Source organism: Varibaculum sp. (genome assembly GCF_008661855.1).
Classification (GTDB): Bacteria; Actinomycetota; Actinomycetes; order Actinomycetales; family Actinomycetaceae; genus Varibaculum; species Varibaculum timonense_A.
The window spans coordinates 82,864-106,444 of sequence record NZ_RPZY01000023.1; the positions used below are offsets into that span (position 1 = coordinate 82,864).

General features: G+C 51.2%; 13 protein-coding genes. 1 reads left to right on the forward strand and 12 read right to left on the reverse strand.

Features of this window, described 5'->3' with window-relative positions:
• Positions 1-99: 99 nt before the first annotated feature.
• The 6 genes from QZT94_RS02435 to QZT94_RS02460 form a co-directional block, all read right to left on the reverse strand.
• Complete coding sequence (locus QZT94_RS02435) at positions 100-627, reverse strand: DUF501 domain-containing protein (protein ID WP_024059538.1); 528 nt, start codon at positions 625-627, stop codon at positions 100-102.
• Positions 624-1,232 carry a septum formation initiator family protein gene (locus tag QZT94_RS02440; protein WP_238128424.1) on the reverse strand — a complete coding sequence of 203 codons (609 nt, stop codon included), beginning with the start codon at positions 1,230-1,232 and terminating at the stop codon, positions 624-626. Before QZT94_RS02440 ends, QZT94_RS02435 begins: the two co-directional genes overlap by 4 nt.
• A gap of 72 nt (positions 1,233-1,304) precedes the next feature.
• The gene (locus tag QZT94_RS02445; RefSeq protein WP_296760685.1) at positions 1,305-4,928 is read right to left on the reverse strand and encodes a right-handed parallel beta-helix repeat-containing protein; all 3,624 of its coding nucleotides are present in this window, start codon (positions 4,926-4,928) and stop codon (positions 1,305-1,307) included.
• Between the two features lie 31 nt (positions 4,929-4,959).
• Positions 4,960-5,928 carry a hypothetical protein gene (locus QZT94_RS02450; RefSeq protein ID WP_296760684.1) on the reverse strand — a complete coding sequence of 323 codons (969 nt, stop codon included), beginning with the start codon at positions 5,926-5,928 and terminating at the stop codon, positions 4,960-4,962.
• On the reverse strand, positions 5,925-8,777 hold the full coding sequence (locus tag QZT94_RS02455; RefSeq protein WP_296760682.1) for a GDSL-type esterase/lipase family protein: 2,853 nt from the start codon (positions 8,775-8,777) through the stop codon (positions 5,925-5,927). The genes QZT94_RS02450 and QZT94_RS02455 overlap by 4 nt, the downstream gene beginning before the upstream one ends.
• A 270-nt stretch (positions 8,778-9,047) precedes the next feature.
• Positions 9,048-12,707, reverse strand: coding sequence for a hypothetical protein (locus tag QZT94_RS02460; RefSeq protein WP_296760681.1), 3,660 nt, complete (start codon positions 12,705-12,707; stop codon positions 9,048-9,050).
• Between the two features lie 299 nt (positions 12,708-13,006).
• Here QZT94_RS02460 and QZT94_RS02465 point away from each other — a divergent pair, with 299 nt between their 5' ends.
• Entirely contained in the window at positions 13,007-13,684 is a 678-nt protein-coding gene (locus QZT94_RS02465; protein ID WP_296760680.1) for a sigma factor-like helix-turn-helix DNA-binding protein, read from the forward strand.
• Between the two features lie 99 nt (positions 13,685-13,783).
• On the opposite strand, the gene eno is transcribed toward QZT94_RS02465, so the two are convergent.
• The 6 genes from eno to thrB all read right to left on the reverse strand — a co-directional run bounded on the left by eno (position 13,784) and on the right by thrB (position 23,573).
• Positions 13,784-15,064, reverse strand: coding sequence for a phosphopyruvate hydratase (gene eno, locus QZT94_RS02470; protein ID WP_270626177.1), 1,281 nt, complete (start codon positions 15,062-15,064; stop codon positions 13,784-13,786).
• Positions 15,065-15,169: 105 nt separating this feature from the next.
• Positions 15,170-15,886, reverse strand: coding sequence for a hypothetical protein (locus QZT94_RS02475; RefSeq protein WP_270626176.1), 717 nt, complete (start codon positions 15,884-15,886; stop codon positions 15,170-15,172).
• A 94-nt stretch (positions 15,887-15,980) separates the two neighbouring features.
• Complete coding sequence (gene mfd / locus QZT94_RS02480) at positions 15,981-19,688, reverse strand: transcription-repair coupling factor (RefSeq protein WP_296760677.1); 3,708 nt, start codon at positions 19,686-19,688, stop codon at positions 15,981-15,983.
• A 103-nt stretch (positions 19,689-19,791) separates the two neighbouring features.
• A complete protein-coding gene (locus QZT94_RS02485; protein ID WP_296760676.1) occupies positions 19,792-20,409 on the reverse strand; it encodes a hypothetical protein in 618 nt (205 codons plus the stop codon).
• Positions 20,410-20,635: 226 nt separating this feature from the next.
• On the reverse strand, positions 20,636-22,342 hold the full coding sequence (rho, locus tag QZT94_RS02490; protein WP_296760674.1) for a transcription termination factor Rho: 1,707 nt from the start codon (positions 22,340-22,342) through the stop codon (positions 20,636-20,638).
• 214 nt (positions 22,343-22,556) lie between these two features.
• Positions 22,557-23,573, reverse strand: a complete 1,017-nt coding sequence (thrB, locus tag QZT94_RS02495; protein ID WP_296760672.1) for a homoserine kinase — start codon at positions 23,571-23,573, stop codon at positions 22,557-22,559.
• Positions 23,574-23,581: the final 8 nt, after the last annotated feature.

Here is a 23,581-nt window from a genome sequence, read left to right on the forward strand (position 1 = left end):
GACTAACAGGAGAGTTGAACGAAAACTATGGGTCGAAAGTATTTCTTGCCGAGATAGCGATGCCTAGACGCGCCCGATTATCGATGGGAAAACCTGCGACTATTCACAGTAGCAGTGGTCGCTGTCCCACAGGGCGGCTGCTTTCAGGTCAGCTAGCGCTAAGTCACCGATGGGGTTTACTTTTTTGCCGCAAGCGAGGGTTTGGGCAGCGAGGGCGTGGAGGCATTTGACCCGTTCGGGCATTCCGCCTGCGCTGATGCCTGCGATTTCTGAGACTTGCCCAATTCCAGTTTCTTCGCCTAGGGCGTTTCTAGCTTCGATATAGGAGACGTGAGCGCGGCGATACGCCTTAGCGACATCTTCATCCTCGGACAGTAATTGCTGATAGTCAGCCATTTTCCCGGAGGCTTCCAAGGTGGATAGGGCGCGCACCAAGCTGGGGAGGGTCAAATACAGGGTCGTAGGAAACGGAGAACCATCCTCTAGGCGCGGAGCGGTTGCCACTACCGCGGGCCGGCCGCATACGCAGCGCGCAGCGACTCCCACTACCCCCCGAGGAACCCTCCCTAACTGGGAAGATAAGGTTTCCAGGTCGGCAGGGGTGGCTTCGTCAAGTTCAAAACTCATTTCTTTTTTGCCGTTTCTTGTTGAGGGGTGGCTCCTGGGGCGGGTTGCGGACGAGTTTGAGTCGAGGATTCTTTAGAGGCTGTGCTTTGCCCCGCCATTTTCACCGAGTGGGTTACTTCTAAGTACCAGGGGCGAGCCGGCAGTTTCTCTAGTTTTGCTTCCTGGCGTGCCTGATAGTCTTTGCCGGGATCCACCACCGCATAGCGGGTTTCACCCGGTTTTACGTAACCGAGGCGCTCGCGCGCCTGCTGGGTTAGATAGTCTGAGTTATCCCACAACTCTAATTCTTTATGCAGTTCTCGGTTTTCTTGTTTCGCCGCCACCAGTTGTGCATGTACCTTGTTACGTTGTTCCAGCTGGCTTACCAGGTCAAACAAGGGCGCCCCCACCAGTAGCAAAAATATGGAGGCTACCACCAGGATGCTACCCACGGTTACCGAAAAGCGTGAACCTACTTTGACCCGCCGGTTTGCCGCTTTAACCATCGGGGAACGTCCCCGATTGCGCTTAGCGGTGCGCACCAAAGGAGAAACTGACCGGAAGGCAGAGCCCTGCTTGCGGGTATTCTCTCTTTGTACACTTTTAGGCGGTTGCGGAGACTTCACGCCTTCATTATTTCATCATTATTGACAAATAGCGCTCCGGCGTTCTGAGAGGTCAAGTATTCAGCGCGATTGCTATTGCTCCTTAGTGCGTCGCCGAACAATCGCCATTCCCGCAGCCCCGAGCGTTAAAGCTGCGAAAGCTGCAATACCTGCCAGGCTACCAGTAGTAACCAGTGAACCCCGATTCTGTCTGACCGCTGTAGTCGGTTTGTTGGGGTTCTTCTGCTTCCCATCAGCGACTGTTCCGCTGTCCGGCTGAGTCGGATTGTCAGAGGGAACTGTTCCCGGTTTCTCGGGGTCAGTGCCTGGCTTAGGATCATCCTTCTGATCAGCGGTAAATGTCCACTTCACAGCGCGGGTAGCCGCAAATGAATAATCATCACTAGCGGTAGCGGCAACTGTCACCGATTTACCGGGAGCCACCGTCTGATTTTGCGCGTCATAGCTCACGCCGACAGTGGTGGGAATCTGAAGATTTCCAGTGTCACTGGCAAATTCAGGGGTGGCGGGCACCGTGAATTTCCATTCGGTGGTGGCGCTTTCTCCCAGCTTGTAACCGGCTTTCGCTTTTAGGGTCACCACCACGGGGCCAGCCGGATAGCTATCAGCTAACGGGGCTCCATTAACCAGATATTCGATACCTTCAACCTGCGGTAAAGTAACTTTAGCGGTAACTTTGTCTCCTGCCAGGCTCAGGGCAAATCCTGGAACTTTACCTTCCACATATCCTTTATCGGTTTGCGGATCTTGACCCGGAGTTGGAGTATCAGGGTCACCGGTAGCAGTTCCCGGTTTCACGGGGATAACTTCCGTATCTACTGTGCGATCAATATAGGTGATAGTGGGGCTAACGAACATCGATGGTTGGGCGGGCGTTCCGGTAGATTCAGCAACTACCCGCACATAGTCCCCTTTAGAAACCCGTATAGCATTCGCATCATTGGCGGTGAAATTAAATTCGCCATCCGGGCGAATCTCTTTCTTTTCTAAAGTCAAAGAACGTTTTTCACTTCCATTAACCAGCAGTTTCACGGTGACTGTTCCGCCGGTAGCATCGCCTTGACGCAAGAATGGTTCCGCAGGTTTACCTGCCGCCGCATCCTTTACTTTGAAAGTAATATAACCGGTCTTGGGAGCCCGCCACGCCATTGCGGTTGCGCCCGCAGACGTCGGGGAATCAGAAAGCAAACCGTAGAGAGTGCTCCGGTCGGCGGGAGCTAGTTGGGCGCCGTTAATACCTGGCCCGTAATACTGGTCTACCTGCCAGTTCGGCCATGCAGGGTCAGCTTTATCGATATTTACCCATTTACCATTAGCGCCTGTCTGCTTTTGCCCAAACCAGACATTTCCCTGCACGTTATGGGTGTAGTCATCCAGCCAGCTATACACGTTATCTATCGACAGCGGGAACTCGCTGGTAACTTTGCCATCTAAAGAGGTAATCTTTAGTTTCATTCCCGCTGCCACCAGGGCGTCCTCTGCCTGAGCGTTACCGGCAGCATCAACTATTTGCGCTTTACCCTCAACAGTCAGGTTAGAGAGCACTTCCGCAATCGTGCTGGGACTCTTTTCCGTTGAGGGAACGTGAATAGTATTTCCAGCTTTATACGCACCATTCTTGCTGGGTACGGTTTCTCCGTCAGTTACCTGATAGGTGGTGCTAACCAGTTTTGCAATATCGGTAACGGTTGCTGGCGGGAGTGGTTTTTGATCGGTAGAGACTGCCCCAATATCAAATGGGTTGGCAGTGCGTCCAAAGAAATCAGTACCTAAAGCAAAGCCGTTATCGTCAACTATTTCTTTACCTTTCCCAATTGCTGGCGAGTTAGCGGCTAGTTTGTAACCATCAAATACCGTGGTCTTGGCATCCGCTTCGGCATAACTTAACCCGGGGAAATAGTGGGGGCGTGCTTTCATATCAGTGGCAGCATCACTGGGAGCTTTCCCCGGATCTGCCAGTACCGCGCTGCCTTTACTTACTTTTACGGGATTGCGGTCGCTAGCGGGATAGTTAGCGTAGTTGTAGTAAAGGTTATGGGAGTAAGTTACCTTGGCATTCCCATCAATATCTTTTGGATCCCAGGTGATATGTCCTAGGGGATTCCAAGATTCAGTGCGGGGTTGGGCACTCATATTGTAGAAAATATTATTTTCTACTTTCATCGTTCCTTGCTGAGCTTGCGCAGGGTGCAAAATCGAGGATCCTGCTTTCAAATAGAAAGTATTGTTGTAAACATGCGCATTCGGATACTTTCCGCTATAGCCTCCATCCCAAAAAGTTGGTGAAAGCGCCCCGAGGGAATCATTTTGCGCAATATTGAAACGGAAGGTGGAGTTTGCTGCCTGATCTCCGCAGAACATCACCGTTCCCCCAGAGTTATTGGCGGAATAGTTGTACTCGTAGACGGTACCGTCACCTGAGTCCGCATCCCAGGGCATTCCGTCACCGTTACCTTTATCGGCATTTTGGGTATTGAAACCCTCGTTGAAGCGGAATACGGCATCTTTTGATTTCCACGGCCAGATGGAGGCGGCTACGCGCCCTCCCGTCTTAGCAAATTTTCCGGGAGTATCTTTCGCAAAAAGATAATCGGTAGTGTTCATCTGGGTAGCAATCTCGGTGGCTACATTGCTTTCAACTACTGGCTTATACCCGTACATGGCGGTAATCGCGTCACCACCAATATTCTTAATATAGTTATTGCTGATTACCACATTTGTGGAACCATACTTGGTGATGACTTCACCAGGAATCTGTATACGACCATCAACGGCAACGCTGGCGTAAGCACTGTAAACAGCGGCTATCCCCCAGCGTCCGGAGTTTTCTACCCGGTTATTGATAATCTGTAAATCATTAAACCGGGGATATCCTTTTTCGGGTTTGTCCAAGGCAGGCTTAAATCCCGGAGTCTTACGTTCAGCCGCTGGTTTCATCTGGTCGCTGGCGATTAGGGAACTGAAATAAATCGCACCATTAACGCTGTGTTTATTGTAGATATTACCTTTCACATCATGGACGTAAAGGTTCTTTAGCACCACATGATCTAAGGTTCCCTGGTTTTGCGCAATCCCGGCAATCCCGGTGCGGTCAAGGGCGCAGTTATCGTTATAGGCGCACCCGTTTTCTTTTCCGCTGCCATCTTCGAGCCGTTTATTGGTGATTTCTAGGTCGCTAAGCTCGATATTTTCGGCGTCTTTTAGCATTACGGTAGAAGAAACCGCATCCTTAGCCAGATAATGCTGACTGTGTCCCAAGGTCAAACCATAGTCAAGTTTCCACTGTCCCTGACCATTGGCGGCAATTACCGGTTTATCGCCCTCGCCATATGCCGAAATCACCAGGGGCGCTCCATCACTATCTGCCTGGTAGGCACAGGTAGTGCCGTCATTAAACTTGAAGGCTTTATCGCCACTGATACACAGATGCTGGTTGTTAAAGACATCCCCGCGTTTTAACAGAATCTTGTCACCGGCGTGCAGCGTCAGTTTATTGACAGCCGCCAAGGTCTTAAGGGGTTTAGCCTCAGATTTTCCATCATTAGCGTCATTACCTGCTGCGCTCACGTAATAGGTAGTGGCAGGAATAATTTCCGCCTTCACCGGGGCAGCCACTGCCGGCAACTGAGACAGGGCAACCAAACTGGTGGCAAGCACTGTGATACCGGTAGCTTTAGCAAGTTTCTTCAGGTTCATCTTTCCCCTATCGCCTGCTGGGTAACCAGCTCTATTTACTGAAAGTGTCTTTAACGAAAGCAACTACGCTTTCTTGATTTATCACCGTTTCCATACCCTGAACCTGTCGAGCTAACAAGTCGTAATAAATCTGGGTACGAAGATCAACTTTGACGCTGGGTGAGATAATCTTCCACTTTTCTTCTTCCGAGGAAAGCTTAGCAATTTCTTCACCAAAATCCCAGGCGTTGGCCAAATAGTGATCTTTAACCTGCCGGTCGCTAACCCCCATCCCGGGGGCTTGTTCAGCATTAATATATTGGTCGCGCAGACCGCTGACGTATTTCGAAAGATAAACCGATAACTCTGGTTGCTCGCCCTCGAAAGCCGGATTCCTCGCGGCGGTTGCGGCCTCGCTAGGGGTGCTCCCTTCTCGCCAAGACTGCAGCACCTCTTCCCAGGTGGGGGTGTTCATTTGTCCCCCTAGCACCGCCTGTCTATAGGCAGCGTGCTGCCCTTCTAATAAATGTACAGCCAGGCAAGCAGCATATTCAGCCGGTTTGCTGGCGCTCGCGCAAAACTTTTTACTGGCACGCGAATACGCTTTTTGCAGTACCAGCTGTTTACGTTCGTTCTCGGAGTTAGCGCTGGGGGCAGCGTTTAGGCGAGTACATTTAGCTTGATTTTTTTGCCAAAAGTCAGCGCCAATAGAGTTTTCTCCGCTGGCGCAATCAGCTATTACCTGGGATTTAACCTCTGAGAGGGCGTATTTAAACTCGGCAGCGCTCACCTTTTGCCCGGCGATACTCACCCCTGGCAGTTGGGGTTTTTCATTTCTCGCTTCGGTATCTGAGCGAGATATCCACACAGCCCAGATAACAGTCCCCACCAGAGCGCAAACCGCTACCCCGATAAGTAAAGCGACATAAACCGCCCTCCCTCTAGGAAACCTAGACAGGCGTTGGCGCTGATTCTTTAATTGATTTTTGGCTAAAGCGGTTTTGCCGGCGCGCGATTTCATAGGCGCTTAAAGCGTAACGCTACCCCCGCACCCGCAAATAACGCGGCCGCAAACAGATACCCCCAGGGGGAAGCACCGGTGCGGGCAAGATTGCCTGCGGTAACGTCGCTAGCGGAGGATTGGGGCTGAGGGCGATTCTTCGACTTATCCATAGAACCTGGCGTACCCGGCGTAGTCGGGTGAGCCTTTCCGGGGTTACCGGTAGGGTTATCCGCTGGTTTATCACTAGCTTCCGGTTTTGGAGTCTCAGTACCTGGTTTCGGAGTGTTGCCACCGGGGTCTGGAGTCTCGCCCTCACCGGGTTTGCCGGGCTGGCTGGGATCTACTACCGGAGGTTTAGGTTTATCGCAATCCAACTTTTCCCGAGTCGGCGCAGTCCAGCTCCAGATTGTTTGCGCTCCAGCAGGAATGACATATCCCGCTTCCGCTTCGGCTTTGATCCGCAGAGTTTGTCCGTAATCATAGGTGAACGCCCCATTGGCTTGGGGGGATATTTCTTTACCATTTACAGTCACTGTATAGCGCACGCCCTCTTGTAGTTTTACCATTCCAGAGGGCTTTACGCTGCAGCTAACCGGGTCTTGAGCTGCGCCATCAACATTTGAGGAAGCCGCAGGGGTTACCAGTTTGGCTGCGGGGTCATAGTAGTTCAAAGCGGCGATTCTGCGCCCATTGGGAGCGGGAATTCCCGATTCTTTCAGCAAGAACTTGCCTAGCAGCAATTGCCCTTTATGGTTCAGGCTGCCCTGACCATCGACAATGTCACTATAGTTAGTGTTCTTTGCTTGCAGCTTTTGGAAGTATTGGTGGGCGGCAATTGCCGGTACTTCCTCGTCGGCAGCTATCTGTAACATCTCCGCGGCGTATTGGTCGGCCTCGGCGCTGGCTTCAGCAGGCGTAACTAGCACTACGCGGATTCCGTCTGCCTTGGCCTGGGCAACCAGCTGTTTGATATTGCTCTTAAAACTGTCAAGCGTTTCATAGGGCTGCCCGGCGGGATTTAGCGCATCGGGTACGAGGTATAGCACCTGTGGCTTATGACGTTTTACCTGGCTGTCATATGCGGCTAGCATTTTGGCGGTGGTCTGCCCCGGATAGGACGAATTCACTACGAAACGCGAGCGAGCGGCAAGCTGCAGCCCGCTAGGGTTAGCGTCACAACTTTTACCGTTACATTCCCAGCTCACCACTTCGTCAAAAACTTCGGTGGCGGATTTAGCGGAAATATCGCCCTCGCCCCCATAGATAGTATCCGAACCTAAAAATACCCAGGTGTTGGGGGTGCCCTTACCATTATGGATAAAGGGAGAAATCACCGAATTAACCGTAGGGGCACCGGCCTGTTTAGCTATTTGCTGTTCGCTCAATACCTGATTCGAAACCGCTGCGTAATCTAATACTCCGGAAAATGAGCTCTCGGGAGTGGGATTTGTCCCCACCCGCGCCGCGCACAAGGTTACATAATCTACCGAGAAGTTATTTAAGGTGAGGGCGTTAGCGCCGCCAACTCCCGTACCTTTCAACGGCAGTACTTTTACTCCATCAAGATAGTAGTCGGCAGTACCGTCAGTAATGTTTACGCTGACAGTATGGAATTTTCCGTCAGCGACGATGGGTTTTTGTAACGTGAAACCGTCAAGATTACCGGTTTTGAATTGACGCTGAACTTTAAACTTTCCACCCTCCGCAATATCGAGGCGCAGCTGCAGATTAGAGTCCTTATCAGCAAAGGAAATAAGGGTTCCGGTCTGGGTGGAGGTGGCTTTGAAACGCACCGTAAAGTTCTGTTTGTCAAAGAGTGCTACCTGAGCGGCTTCGTCATCTTTTATCTGCGGGGTGCAAGATTCACTGGTGGTCTGAGCGTGATTGAACACCAGGTTTGCCTGGTGTGGAGGTTGTTTGTTTAACGCTTCGGGTACGTTTTGCGTCACTGGCACCTCGGTTAGGGGACTTCCATAACGCTCTACGTATGCTTTGGAAGTATTGGCTAGCGTTGAATTTTCATTCCAGATATTCAACTGTTTTACCAGGAATTTCGCCCACTCGAGATAGCCTTGCGCACTGGGGTGTACTCCATCGGCTTGCATCCAGCCGTCAGAGTTATCTGGCGTGTGCTCAGCTTGCCAGAATTTTTGGACATCCAGCAGAATCACTTTCTTTTCTGCTGCCACCTCCCGGACAGTCTGCATCCACGTATCGAAAGAGGCGTGTCGCCCGTCAGTGGGATAGTTTTGGGTTTGCAACACCGGAATTGCACCGGAGGCGCGAATCTGATCGATAAAGTATTCGAGATTTTGTCGGTAAGTATTTTGTTCAACCCGTTCCTTGGCAGGGGCATTTACCGAATCGTTCATCCCCAAAGCCAAAAAGACTACGTCAGCGCCTTTATCAAGGACAGATTGTTGGAAAGCTTGACGCAAATACCGGGTAGTAGAGTTAGCCACCCCGGTATTCATTACTAAATCGTTAGTGCGTCCTATGCCATTAATGGGGGTCGAATGTAGATACGAGTTGAAATACTCGCTGAAGCGCCGCAAACCTTCACTGGTATTAGCGCCATGAGTTATGGAATCACCAGTAAATAGCCAGGAAATAGGGTTTTCTTGCGCCAGTTTGGCCTGTAGTTTTTCCCAATCAGCTAAGGACTCGTTAGCTGGGGAAGCGGTATTTTCCGGAGTATTGGCTTTAACCTGCGCCGGTACGGACAGTGCTGATGGGACTGTTTCAGCCCAGGCTGGGGCAGCAACCCCTACCCCGATACCAGACAAAAGCATCGCTAAAGTTACGCTAGCTGCCGCTAAAGACTTCTTCATCTTCATATATCCCCAGTATTCTTCGCTATCTGGCACTCGGGTACTTCATTCACGCAAAATGTTTATGCCCTAAAGCGTCTTTCCTGCGAGATTCGGTAACGAGTTATTCGGTCTTAGGCTTCCTTGCTTATTACTTTTCTAACTGTAACCTCACTTTGGGTGCAAACCCCAAAAGCGCATGATTACCCCACAATGCTATCAATACTTTTTACCCGAAGGAATGACCGATACCGGCACGCACCCCGGGGTAGACCAACAGGAAACAATCCCCCATACCGCGCCCGCTAAAGACGATAAACCAGGCTATTATTCTTGTTTCCCACAGGGAGAGACCGGTTGCACTCCGGGGGCGACCGCATTCCATTCCTGCCTGGTAATTTCCTTACCCACCGTCTTGCAAACCTGTTTGCGTGCCTCCGAAATGGAATGGGGGTACAAATTAGCCATCCCTTTATCCCCACCAATCAGGTAACCAGCGGGGGTATCCGCGATAGCGTAGGGAATCTGGTTTATCTGGACTGAAAGATAAAGATTCTTTTCCGGAGAATCAATACTCCAAACCCAAAGCTTTTTATCCGAGGAAATACCAAATAGATATTTTTCGTCCAGGGTAATATCCAGTTCATTGACGGAAGCCTGCAAACCTCGTATCTGCGCTACCAGCCGCGGTTTCCCCGGATCTTTTACATCATTAATCGTAATTCGTCCTCCGGATTCACCCACATATAAATATTGGCGTTTAGCGTCGTAATAGAAGGCAGAAGCCAAGGATTCGGTCTTGATAGTACCTACCCTTTTAGGGGTGGCATCCATAGTAAATATCGCTACAGAAGCATCCTCGGCAGCGGTAGCCAGCAGTCCCGTATTACCTAAAATCCGCATTAAATAATGCTGTCCTGGCAGTTCTCCGTACTGTTTCCAGCCGGTACCCTCCCAGTTAAGCAGGTAAACACCCAGCTCATCTGCTTTGGCGACCGCTGCGGTTTTATGGTCGCTAGACAGGCGGATTTCCCCCAAGAATTCATCACCAATTTTGGAAACAATAGGGCTTCCAGCACCGTCTTTACCTAATGGCCAAGTTAATAGTTCCCCAGATTGGGTACCGGTAACTAGAAACTGACCGTCCTCGGCTATCTCGGTGCGAGTAGCCGATTTTAATCCGGAGGGCATAACCGGATCTTTCATGCGCCGTAACCCATCTTTTTCGGTTTTGAAAAGGGCGGGAGTTTTTAAACGCCGAGAAACAAATACCCAGTTTTTTCGGTCAGTGTGAGAATCAATTAGATATCCGCCTTCATTAATAAGTGGCAGCACTGATTTGGGCCAATGCCGGAGCTGACCGTCTACGCTGCCAGTAATAATACGTCCTCCAACTTTGGTGGCAGCAGTGACTATTTCTCGTCCTGGCAGGGAGGTGAGTTTACGCCCGGAACGATCCCAAATGGTGGTGGTAGTATCCGAGCAGCCGACGATTATCTTATCTTCGTCATATTCCAGGGTGTTCACAAAAGAATAGAATCCGTCCAGGCTGGCTAGGCTGTCGTTGTTTCCTTTGGCTTGCCAACGGCGAACTTGACGGCTGGTGAGCGCCACCCCGAGTTCTTCTCCGTCCGGAGAGAACTTTATATCTAGGGCGGAGCCTTCGCCAACAGCAAGCTGTTTGCTGTTTTGACCATTCAGGTCACGCAGATAGATTTTCCCGGCTTGACCGCCGTAAGCGATTTGCTGCTGATCTGGTGAAATCGCAAGAGCGGTCACGGAGGTTGGGGTATCCAATTGGAATGAGGACGCGGGTTTGGGTTTATCAATCTGGTCTAGTTCCCACAAATTTACTTTTCCATTTAAAAAACCAAACCCTAAATACCGATTGGTTATAGCAACCGAGTAGGCTACGTCCTCTGCCCCAAATTCGGCGATTCGGCGGGGCTTGGCAGTTATATCCCATAGGGAGGCGGTTTTTTGCCCCCCGACTGCCAGTAGGTTTCTACCTGCTATTTCTTTTAGCGCTAGGGTAAAAAGCTGTCCTTTACTTGCCGAGAAAGTTTCGGGTTTTGTTTTTATGTCTCCGCCGCGCCAGAGGCTAACTATCCCTTTGGAATCGGCACGCGCGATTACTTCGCCGTCCGCGCTACCGGCAACTCGCACTGTCCCGCCCTCGCCGAAGATGCGTTCGGGGATGGGGACGGCGGTGGTTTCTATGAGGGCGGATCGGGCTTCTCTAGTGTTGGCGATATTTAGACCTGAGAGGGCGAATTGTGCCGCTAGATTGGTGTCAGAGGCTCCTAATTCCCGCGATATTAGCGCCATTTGCCGAGATTCTGCGTCTTTTTTGGAGGCGATTGCTTGTTTTTGATAGTGGGATGCTTGGAAAAATCCAGCTATGGTGGCTACTAATAGCACCCCGGCAACTGCGGCAATAATGGTAACCACTTGATTGCGGTGTCGCAGGGTTTTGATTCGTTTTTTCTGTTCTTCTTTTTGGCGGTTGGCTTCATGGCTGCAGGCAGCCAGGAATTGTTCTTCCTGATTAGTGAACGCAACCTCATCAGGGATTTCTCGGTTTTCCCAAGCATAATATAGGGAGGGGCGTAACGCCTCGGGCGAGTTGTCGGATTCTACCCACAGCTGGGAGGCAATCTGAATTTGGCGAACTAAACCTAGATTAATCCGCGACTCTTCAATCCACCCTTTTAGTTTTCCCCAGTTCGACAGCAGGGTGTCGTGGCTTATTTGGGTTGTGGCAGCATCAATTACTACTAAACGTTCACGACTTAAGCGTTCCAGGAGGTCAAGATAATCTTGCGGTATATCTTTGAGCGCGATTACCCGCCGGGTAACCTGTCGCTGCCCAACAGCGACCATTGATAGCAGCAAGGAACGGAGCTGTCGGCGTTCCTGGGTAGATAGTTTTTCGTAAAACTCATCGGCGAGTTTTTCTAAGCTCCCTGCTAATCCTCCTACTAATAGGTAATCACTAACGGTTAGCACCGAGTTGTTAGTGGATTTCCAAATCATTAGTAGCAGGTTTGATAGCTGGGGAAGCACGCTTGCTTCCTCGGAGGTAGATTCTTGAATTTGCCGCAGTAACAGCTCTTTTAGCTCGGGGGCAATTTTTCGTCCCGCATCGAGGGCGGGTCTAGAGATTATTTCTCCATATTCGAGGACGCTGGGTGGGGTAACTATCAGCGGATTGGAGAGGGCGGGGGCAAAGCGGGCATCTTGTAAAAGTACTTCTAAGGCATCTGAACGCACTCCCAGTACCAGGATTTGGGTTTTTGCCACTTCGTTCAGGATGTCTAATGCGACTTTGACTTGATCGGGGTGAGCATTAGTGAAGTCCTCAAGTTGGTCTACTATTAATAACGAATTTGCAGGTAGATTGGAGGCTTTGGAATCTAACAGTGTTTGTTGCTTTTCAATAACTTCCCCCATTGACAGTAGACAGGGGTAATACTTTGCTAAGCGCCCTGAGGATTCGCACGATTTACCTACTAGACCAGCTGAGAGGAGCGAGGTTTTCCCAGACCCAGAGGCTCCTAATACCACCACCAGTTTGTTTCGCTTGCTTTGTACCGAAATAATCGCATTTTCTAAATCTGTCAGAAGTTTATCGCGACCATAAAACACGCTTTCGGTAAGGGCATTGTAAGGTGATAGTCCCTGGTAGGGGCAGCCAATCCATCCCTGTTTCGAGTGGGAGAGGGTTTCTAGGGTACGCTGCCAAAACTCGGTGTCTTCACTCGGGGTTAGCAAATCAAGGTCTTGTACCAGTCGCATGAAGCTGCTACGCAAAGCGGGAGTGGGAAGATGTGCTCCCTGGAGCCAGCCCTGCAAAGTGCTGGGTGCTAGGTCTAGTCGTTTCGCAAGGTCGCGAATGGAATATCCTTTTTCACCCGCTGCCGACTTTGCCTGCCGGGCTTGATTCAAAATGGTTGCTAATTCCTGGGAAGAATATATTTCGAGCATCACTACACTTGTTACTAGTTTCCTACGGCGTCTATTGATTCTAGTTGATTCTGATTAATAAACAGCCGTATTTTTCTAGGGTTTTAGTCCTAGATATTTTTGCGGAGCGCAAAGTTCAATCAGGTTCGGTCATGTACGAACCTGGAGATAAAAATAGGACGCACAACGCTTCTACCTGCCCGTACATCATCTCACTTATCAGTCTGAACCAAAGGACACTAAGCGCAAAAAGTTGTTTATTCTAGCAAATATCCCCCCCCCCGACAGAGGGTGTCTAATTTCTAAGACTGGAGAGGAAAATGGTTTTCGACATAGCGGTATTGGATGAACAACCCGCGATTGCCTTGGGGATAAGTGAGGTGGTTTCTTCCCGAAACGACTTGCACTTTCTGGGAGGTTTTAGCACCGTAAGCGACTTCTTAGCTAAGTATCCCGAGCCCACCAACAAACAGAATCAGCAAATCACGGTAGTTTTAGCTACTCACTTATCGGACAACTCTAATCCCCTAGATAATCTAGATAGCCTTTGTACCCTGGGATTTCGGGTTATATCTTATCTGCAACCCGCAGAGAGCTCTTTAGCCTCTCAGATTGGGAAGCGCCAGTGCTGCAACCAGGCAATATATAAAACCGAGCCGCTAACCAGTTTAGTTAGCGTTTTACCCCATGATAGACAGTCTCCTCTTAACTCCTCGGAAAACAAGTTTTCCGATTCTGCGCGCCACCCGCACTCTAACCACCTAATCCTCAGCCCCAATGAGCGACGAGTTTTAGAACTATATGGAGCCAAGGGACTCCCCGCTAAAATAGTTGCCCGCCAACTGGGTCTAACCAGGAATACCGTAAATACTTACGTCCAACGGATTCGCCGCGCCTACGCCGCCCAAGGACGTGCCGCAACATCTCGTATGGATTTGTTTCACCGCTTCCACGAGGACTTTCCCGACTATGAAGATGCTGATGTAAATCTGGGCTAAACCAAAACATGAAAAAAAGGGGTGGGTCGAAAGAAATATCTTTCGACCCACCCCGGATGTTTTAAGCTAATCGCCTATCGGTTGTATAGGCATTGCAAACTAGGCTTTAAAACGCGGGAATGCGTTCCGCCCAGCATATACAGCAGCCTCGCCCAGCTCGTCCTCGATACGGAGTAGCTGATTGTACTTCGCTACCCGCTCGCTGCGTGCCGGAGCACCGGTCTTAATCTGACCAGAGTTAGTGGCTACCGCCAGGTCAGCGATAGTTACATCTTCGGTCTCGCCACTGCGGTGAGAAGTCATGGACTTATAACCGGCACGGTGAGCATCCTCAACCGCCTGTAGGGTTTCAGTCAAGCTGCCGATCTGGTTTACCTTAACCAGCAGAGCATTAGCTACGCCCTCTTTAATGCCACGAGCCAGACGCTCCGGGTTGGTTACGAACAGGTCATCGCCGACCAGCTGAACCTTGTCACCGATATGCTCGGTCAAAGCTTTCCAAGCATCCCATTCGTCCTCCGATAGCGGATCCTCGATAGAAACAATCGGGTACTTGGCGACTAATTCGTCGTAGTACTTCACCATGTAATCAGTGTCGCGAGGCTCGCCCTCGAACAGGTACTTGCCATCTTTGAAGAACTCGGAAGAAGCCACGTCCAGAGCCAAAGCCACATCTTTACCCGGCTCGTATCCGGCTTTCTTAATCGCCTCACAAATCAGGTCGAGAGCTTCCGCATTGGAGTCCAGGTTGGGGGCGAAACCGCCCTCGTCACCCAAACCAGTCGATAGACCGCGATCTTTAATAACGCCCTTCAAAGTGTGGTAGACCTCGGCGCCCATACGGAGAGCTTCCGCGAAAGAGTCAGCACCAATAGGGGCAATCATGAACTCTTGAATATCCACATTGGAGTCAGCGTGAGAACCACCGTTCAAAATGTTCATCATCGGAACCGGCAGCACGTGGGCATTAGGGCCACCCAGGTACTTGAAGAGGGACACCCCTGCTTCCTCCGCGGCGGCATGAGCAACAGCCAAAGAAACACCCAAAATAGCGTTAGCACCCAATTTGCCTTTGTTAGCAGTGCCATCCAGATCCATCATCATCTGGTCGATAGCGCGCTGATCAAAAGCATCTTCACCGATTAGCTCTGGGGCAATATCATCCATTACCGCATTAACTGCATCCTGGACACCTTTACCCAGGTAACGACCTTTATCGCCATCCCGACGTTCTACGGCTTCAAAAGCGCCGGTAGAAGCCCCGGAAGGAACGGAAGCGCGGGCAGAAGCCCCCGAATCCAACAGTACTTCCACCTCAACGGTGGGATTTCCCCGAGAATCAAGAATTTCACGGGCATTAATAGCAACGATTAGTGACACGGTCACGCTCCTTATAGATTTTGTTGATCACTTAACTACAGTCTACTGGAAGTAAAGGACGTCAGCAGGTTGCAAAAGTCCCTTTTTTAGGTGCTGACAGAAAACTTAGTTTCCACCTTGATTCGCCTGAGGAACCTGGTTACGCAAAGTCTGTTCGGCGTTAGCAATTCCTTGCAGATTAACTCCCGCTGTTACATCTGGCTCCACCACCGGTATCCCGGTTTGCCCCGCTAAAACCTGGGTTAGCACTTTGCTGGTTTTCATGCCCTGTGTCTGTTTACCAGCCTGTTCATAGGCAGCCGAGAACTTTGATTCCAGCCGCTTAAGTAGTTCGGGAGAAACAGCGCCCTGCTGGGCATCAACCGAAAACTTTTGCAAGCGCAAAAAATCAATCGTAGAGGCAGAAAAATCCCCATCTAGTAAAGCGCCTTGTTTTACCTGTCCCTCTACCCATTTGCGAATATCGCTCTCGGTATAACCAGCCTGGTTACTAAGTTCCTGCTTGGCAACTTTAACTACCGGCGCCGAGGACGCAAGATTAACCGGTAACACTTTTCCGCCCTCTAAAGCCGTCCAAACCGCTTGCGGATAAACGTCAGTTCCAAGGGCATTATTAACCTGTGAACGTAGCTGACTCACCTGGCTGACCTGCCCAGATTGTTGCGCAGCTGTCGGGCGCGCCGCGTTCAGTTCCGCAGCGACCTTATCTGCCGAAAAATCATCACCAGCTTTCCCAGAGCTAGCTCCACAAGCACTAAGCCCCATTCCCAGTAAAGCAACGCCAGCGCCTATGCCGACAGCTCGAATCAACTTGTTGTACATAAATCTATCCTTCTTCAGCAGATTCCTACTTTTAGCTTACCAATAGCGAGGACGTACCGGCATTTTCGGTGTCCTAGCGCCTATCCGAAAAGCTTTACCCAATTTCAGCACTGTTACCTGAAGCTTTCCCAAAAGGAGTAATCACATTGTCTAATAGTTTCTCTACCCACTGCGCTAAAGGTTCATCATGCAGCGCCCCCTGTCCCATTTTTTCTCCCTTAGGAGCTGGCACCAAAATCTGTCTAACTGCCGGTTTAATCACCGTTCCCGGATGCAGCCGCTTTATCCGCAGCATTTGTGAATCTGCTAGCTGCACGGGAGCCAAACGCACAAAACGTCCCTGTGCCACAATTTCTTTAATCCCTAGGGCGCGCGCAGCCATCCGCAGCCTAGCCACCCTAAACAGTAGCTGAACATTTGCGGGCGGCGCTCCGTAGCGGTCAGTCATTTCTTCTTTAACCGCCTTTAACTCACTTGGCTGGCGCACATTAGAGAGTTTTTGATACATCTCTAGGCGCAAACGTTCTGACTCCACATATTCGGGGGGAATATGGGCATCAATTGGCAGTTCAATCCGTACCTCAGATTCGTCCTCATTATCGTTAGGTTCATCTTTAAACCCTTGCACCGCCTCGGAAACCATCCGGATATACAGGTCAAAACCAACCCCGGCGATATGTCCGGACTGTTGTCCACCGAGCAGGTTTCCGGCTCCGCGAATCTCCAAATCCTTTTGGGCAACCGCTGTCCCCGCCCCTAAATCAGTATTAGCGGCTATGGTTTGCAGACGTTCTTGTGCGGTTTCAGTTAGCGGTTTATCGCCCGGATAGAAGAAATAGGCATAAGCGCGTTCCCGCCCGCGCCCTACTCGTCCTCGTAACTGGTGTAGTTGGGAAAGCCCCATCCGATGTGCCCCGGAAACAATCAAGGTATTAGCGTTGGAAATATCTAGCCCAGTTTCCACAATCGTGGTGCAAACTAGCACATCAGCCTGGTGGTTCCAGAAATCAACCATTACTTGTTCCAGTTGCTTTTCATGCATTTTGCCGTGCGCCACCACCACTCGCGCCTCCGGAACAAGCTCACTGATGTGGGCAGCTACGCGGTCGATGGATTCGACTCGATTGTGGACATAAAACACTTGCCCATCTCGCAAAAGTTCCCGCCGAATCGCTGCTTTCACCTGTTTATCATGGTGGATACCAACAAAAGTTAATACCGGATGGCGTTCTTCAGGCGGGGTTGAAAGGGTCGAAAGTTCGCGAATCCCAGTCACCGCCATTTCTAAGGTACGCGGAATCGGGGTGGCCGACATAGAGAGCACATCCACATTAGTGCGCAGGGCTTTCAAAGTTTCTTTATGTTCGACCCCGAAACGCTGCTCCTCGTCAATAATCACTAACCCCAGGTTCTTGAACGCTACTTCCCCAGTTATCAGGGAATGCGTGCCGATTACCATCTCAATTTCGCCATTGCGCAGCGCGGCTTTAACCTCCCGGGATTCTTTGGGGGTAGAAAAACGCGACAGCTGCCCCAGTCGGATAGGAAAGGGGGCGAAACGGTCACTAAAAGTCTCGAAATGTTGTTTTACTAGCAGCGTGGTCGGCACTAGCAAGGCAACCTGAAATCCTTCTTGGATAGCTTTGAAGGCCGCGCGTACCGCCACCTCGGTTTTCCCGAACCCTACATCCCCGCTGAGCAGCCTATCCATGGGAATCGGTTTTTCCATATCTGCTTTAACTTCATCGATGGTGGCCAGCTGATCAGGAGTTTCGTTATATTCAAATGCGTCCTCGAGTTCCTTTTGCCAGGGAGTATCGGGACCGAAAGCGTGTCCTTTGGTGGCCTGACGGGCAGCGTAGAGCCTAACAAGTTCCGCCGCGATTTCCCGGGTGGCTTTGCGGGCGCGATTCTTGGTTTTCGCCCAATCCGCTCCCCCCATTTTGTTAAGCTGCGGGGTATCCGAGTCGGCATAGCGGGAAACCAAATCCAGTGAGTCGGTGGGGACATAGAGCCTATCTGCGGCTTGTCCGCGCCGAGAGGGAGCATATTCGAGAACCAGATATTCACGAGTGACCGCATCTTGACCTTTACCGATAGTTCGTTTAATCATTTGCACGAACCGTCCCACCCCGTGTTGGGTGTGCACCACATAGTCTCCTGGTTTTAGGGATAAAGGATCGACTATGGTGCGCCTGGTGCGACTGGCAAGTTTGCGGGGAGCTTGCGCCGAGCGCGGGGCGCGTCCGGTCAGGTCAGCTTCGGTCAGTAACAGCAGTCGCGAAGATTTTAAGGTAAATCCACTGGCGATTCTGCCGGTAGTAACTTTGACACTGCCTTTTTCGGTTTCTAAGGACGTATCTAGGGTTTCTACTGTTTTAGCCCTTAGCCCCGCCTCGGTTAGGTTAGCGGCGAATCGGCTAGCCAAGCCGCGTCCTGAACAAGACAAAACCACCTGCCAACCGGCGTTTAGATATTGATTTAGGTCTTTTACTGCCTGGTCAATATGTCCGCGATAGCCTTTCGAGGCTCGTGCCCCCAGATCGCTTTGTCCACTATAGACATAGGTAGGACGGGTAGTTTCGCTCAAACCATCTGTTTGCGCAGCGGTGTCGATTTCTGTCTTGCCGGTTAGCTCTATTGCTTCTTCATCTGTAGGGTTAGCACTGTTTTCCTCCCCGGATTCGCTGGCTATTATTTCAGCACTGGGCAGTCCGGTTAGCTCCCACCAGCCTAAACCTTTCTCACGTGCCTCTTGGTTGAAATCGTTGAGGCTTTGCAGCGCCCGGGAAGCGTGGATAGGGATTTTTCCTCCGCCAGCGGCGGCTTGCCAAGCTGCTTGCTCGAATTCTTGGGAGGTTGCCAAAAGATCGGCGGCTCTGCGAGCTACTTTGCCCGGTTCGTCAATCACGATGGTGGTGTCCTTCGGGAGCAGTGAGGTCACAGTCTTTAACCCGCCGACCAGTACCGGAGCTAAGGATTCCATGCCTTGTACCGGGATTCCCTGACTGATTAGCTCTAACATATCGGCTACGCCCGGCAGGGAGGATTGCAGCTCGCTAGCGCGCTGCTTTACCTGGTCGGTTAATAGCAGTTCCCGGCAAGCGGGAGCCCACACTCCACTGGTGCTTTCTTCGATAGTTCGCTGGTCAGAGAGGGAAAAATAGTTTACTTCCTCTAGGGTGTCTCCGAAGAAATCTAGACGTTGCGGGTGGGGCTCACCGGGGACAAACACGTCGAGGATTCCTCCTCGCAGCGCGAATTGTCCACGGGAAGCAACTAAATCGGTTTTTTCATATCCCAGTTCCAGTAGCCTAGTTGCCAGCTCTTCTAGAGGATAGTCTTCGCCCTCGGATATTTTTAGGGGTTCAATTTCGGATAACCCGGCTATTACCGGTTGTAGTAATGCACGAATGGGGGCGGTGAGGACGCGAATTGCTTCTGCGCGTTCTCCCGGTTTTTCGGGGTGAACGAGACGGCGTAACACGGCGATTCGCTGCGCCATAGTGTCGGCGCGGGGAGACAGGCGTTCGTGGGGCAGAGTTTCCCAGGAAGGAAAACGGGCCACTTGCGGCATATATCCTGATATTTCTGCTTCTGCTTGTTCGGCTGCTCTCCCCGATGCGGTTACGTACAAGATTAGTCCCCGCGAGTTTGGCGTTTTGGTTTGCGCTGCGGCCGCGGCTAGAGCCGGTCTGAGTCCGGGGGGACAGTATAGAGATTTAGCGCTAGTGGGGTGGGAAAAGAACTCTTTAGCTACCGGTTCGTTAGCTATTTTTTCGACAATGGCTTGCAGACTCATCGTTCCTATCCTAGATGAGAGCGCTGCCGAGTTCCCTATCGCCTCTAATACGTACAGTTGAAACTGTTTACGACCGCACCTTCACAAATGGGATAGGACGTGTTTAGGAAGTGTAAACGTCGAAGTGGTTGCCCCGGGTACCGCGGTCATAGACCTTCCCAGGTCCTCCAAAGGGAGTGTTTATAACCGTGCCTTTCGGGGCATCATTGGCGAGCACGATATAGCCGTCCGCGTCAGCTACATAGCCGTTAGCATTAACGTGGCGACCGGGAATCCGCAGCCCCCCACCGGGGAGGACTTTTTGGGAATAATAGGTGAATTTGTATCCACCCCAGTGAACTACACCGGCTCTACGTAAGGCTGCCAGTGAGTATTGCGCGCTGGAAGCACTGGCTCCGCCGGTGTTTGCCCGGGTAGCAGTTTGGGGAGTTTCGCTGCTTACCGTGCTGTTATTATCGGTTTTTTCGGTTTTAGGGGATTCGTCTAAGACTTTAGCGCTAACTTTTTCAAAACCGTATTCTCCGCTTGCCTGGGCTACCGGGTTGGTATCGGTGATGGTTTGCGCTGTTGTTTCCGGTACTGGCTGTCCGGCCGGTAGCGAGGAGGCGTGAATAGCAACTGCACCGGAGGTGCCGAGTGCTCCCGCAATAACAGCGGTAGCCAGTCCCACTTGCCAGAGTAGATGTCGGAATGGTTTTTCCTTTTGGCTGTGACGTCCCACGATTTTCCCATTCAGTAGACAAATCACCTGACCGGTTCGACCAGGCGAAAATCAGTCTAAACCAATATGCAACCATTTCGCTACCAAATCGTTATATTCGTAGCGACTGCCACAGTTTTAAGCTATAAACCCCTACCTAAACTTTGTGCCCCGCCGGGATTCCGGCGGGGCACAAAGGTAAGCTAGTAAACGAATTCCCAGAAAAGAATTCGCTTGAAACTGTCAGTTAAACTTGGGTGCTCATCTTGGCAATCATCATCAAGAACTCCGCATTAGAATTGGTGCTCTTGAGTTTAGAAAGCACAAATTCGCTGGCTTGCTGCGGCTCTAAGGCGCTGAGCATTCTCCGCAGCTTCCAGGTAACTTGCAGTTCTTCCTTATTAAGCAGCAGTTCTTCGCGGCGAGTACCCGAGGCGTTCACATCGACCGCGGGGAATAGGCGTTTATCAGCCAGCTGGCGCGACAGGCGCAGCTCCATATTGCCGGTGCCTTTAAACTCTTCGAAAATAACTTCGTCCATCTTGGAGTTAGTTTCCACCAAGGCGGTAGCCAGAATGGTTAGCGAACCACCGTTTTCGACATTACGCGCTGCCCCAAAGAATTTCTTGGGTGGGTAAAGCGCAGAAGCGTCCACACCACCGGACAGGATTCGTCCCGAGGGCGGAGCCGCCAAGTTATAGGCACGCCCCAAGCGAGTAATCGAATCCAGCAGTACCACCACATCTTGACCCAGCTCCACCAGGCGTTTTGCCCGTTCAATTGCCAGTTCGGCTACCGAAGCATGATCAGAGGCAGGACGGTCAAAGGTTGAAGCAATAACCTCACCCTTTACCGTACGCTGCATATCGGTGACCTCTTCGGGTCGCTCATCAACCAGCACCACCATCAGGTGACATTCCGGATTATTAGTGGTAATCGCGTTGGCAATCTGCTGCAAAATAATAGTTTTACCGGCTTTAGGAGGAGAAACAATCAACCCGCGCTGCCCCTTACCAATCGGGGCAATCAGGTCAATAATCCGCTGGGTGGGATTCTTAGGATTGTTCTCTAGACGCAGCTGCTCATTCGGGTACAGCGGCACCAAATCTTTGAACTGAGTACGCGCCCTGGCGTCCTCGACACTCATTCCATTAACGGCATCCAAACGTACCAGGGCATTGTATTTTTGTCGCCGATTATTATCGCCCTCTTTCGGAGGACGAACCGCGCCCTGTACCGCATCGCCGGAACGCAATCCCCAACGGCGTACCTGCCCCAAGGTGACATAAACATCGTTAGGACCGGCTACATAGCCGGAAGTACGTACAAAGGCATGGTTACTTTGCACATCCAGAACCCCCGCGATTGGCAGCAATTCTTCATCATTTTCTTCGCTGTCCTCTTCGCGGTTATCAATTTTAACGCGACCAGCACGCTCGGTACGATTATTTTCATTCCAATTATCGTCACGATGCCGGTTGCGGTCACGGCGCCGGTTCCGTCGTCCGCGCCCCCGACCGTCACCACGGTCTTCATCATCAGCATTAGGTAAAGCAATTTCGTCTACTGAACGCGGTGCGTCCTCGCCAGATTGGGCAGACTTGTCTTGATTACGAGACTTGCGGTTGGCTTGCTGTGCCAAATCCTGTTTTAACTGTTCTTTCGCGTCTTCTTTTGCGTCTAAATCTTGACGCACAGCACCGTGACGGCGCGGTTTACGCCCTCGCATCTGTCTTGGCTGACCGGACAGTGTCTCTTTATTATCAGATGCCGATTCCCCTGATTGGGTAGCTCCAGCATTTGCAGACTGAGCGGATTGAGCCGCGGTAATTTTTTCGATTAGCTCATTTTTACGCAGCCTAGAAGTCCCACGAATCTGCAGTTTTGTTGCTAATGCTTTTAGCTGATCTAGTTTCATAGCACCAAGCTCATTAGCATTCTCGTTTGTGCTCACAAACTTTCCTTTTGAATGTAGGTATGACGCAAACGCGTCTGGATAATTTTTACCGAGAAAAATCGGCGTGAGTTTTGAAGACTAGAACTAAGCTTTTCAATCGGTATTCCGCTGATTGCTTTCGCCTTCGTGCATTTAGCCTACCAGGATTTTGCAGCAGTAGGTAACTGCGACACAGTGAGCCTGACCATTCCCCTATTTACAGGGATTTTAGTTATAGTTCCCGCACCCCGCGCGTATCTAACTCTAGGGTGCGCACTCTCCAACCCGCTTTCTCAGCTTGCGATTTCACCTGATCACTTACATTCGCTAGCACCAGCACGCAAGGGCCTGCCCCAGAAATAACCGCCGGTAACTGCTGAGCACGCAACCAATACATTAAATCAACCGAAGCGGGCATAGCGGCACGGCGATAGTTTTGATGTAAATAGTCCGTGGTGGCAGCCATTAACAGCTCAGGATGATTTTCCAGGGCGCACACCAGCAGCGCCGCGTTAGCCACATTTTTGGCGGCATCCACATGAGGAACTTGTTCCGGAAGCAAAGAGCGCGCCTGGGAAGTATCCAACTCGAAATCCGGGATAAACACGGTAGGTCGCAAATCGTATTGATTCTTGATTTTCAGTGCCCAGGTTTTTGGAAACTCACTTGCCAAAACCGGTTTACTCCCCTCAGATTCCCCTGTAATTTCTTCCTGTTCACCTGCCCCCATTTCTAAAAATGGGGAGCTAAGTTGCCGGGTAGTGGCAGTTTCCTCGCTAGAAGTACCCTCGATTCCGGATACGGTAATCCCCCCATAAATCGCCGGCGCCAAGTTATCGGGATGCCCCTCTAGATAGGTCGCAATTCGCAACATAGTATCGTTATCAAGCGCTTCCGGTTCGGCAATAATTGCCCGCACCAGGGCGAGACCACTAACGATTGCAGACGCTGATGAACCAAGACCGCGCGATTGGGGAATCTGATTTTCTTGCCACAGGGACACCCCCACTTGGGATGCCCCTACCGCATCTAGCCCCAAGCGGATAGCCCGCACTACCAGGTGATTTTCGTCCTCCGGCAGTTTGTCTTTGCCTTGACCCCGCACGTGCACCTGGGTGGCTCCGGCAGTAGCGCGAAAACGTACTCGATCGTGCAGGGAAAGCGCTAGTCCCATACAGTCATATCCCGGCCCCAGATTAGCCGAGGTAGCAGGAACTTTTACTTCCGCTTCGTCCTTAACAATCCGCATCTTGTTTG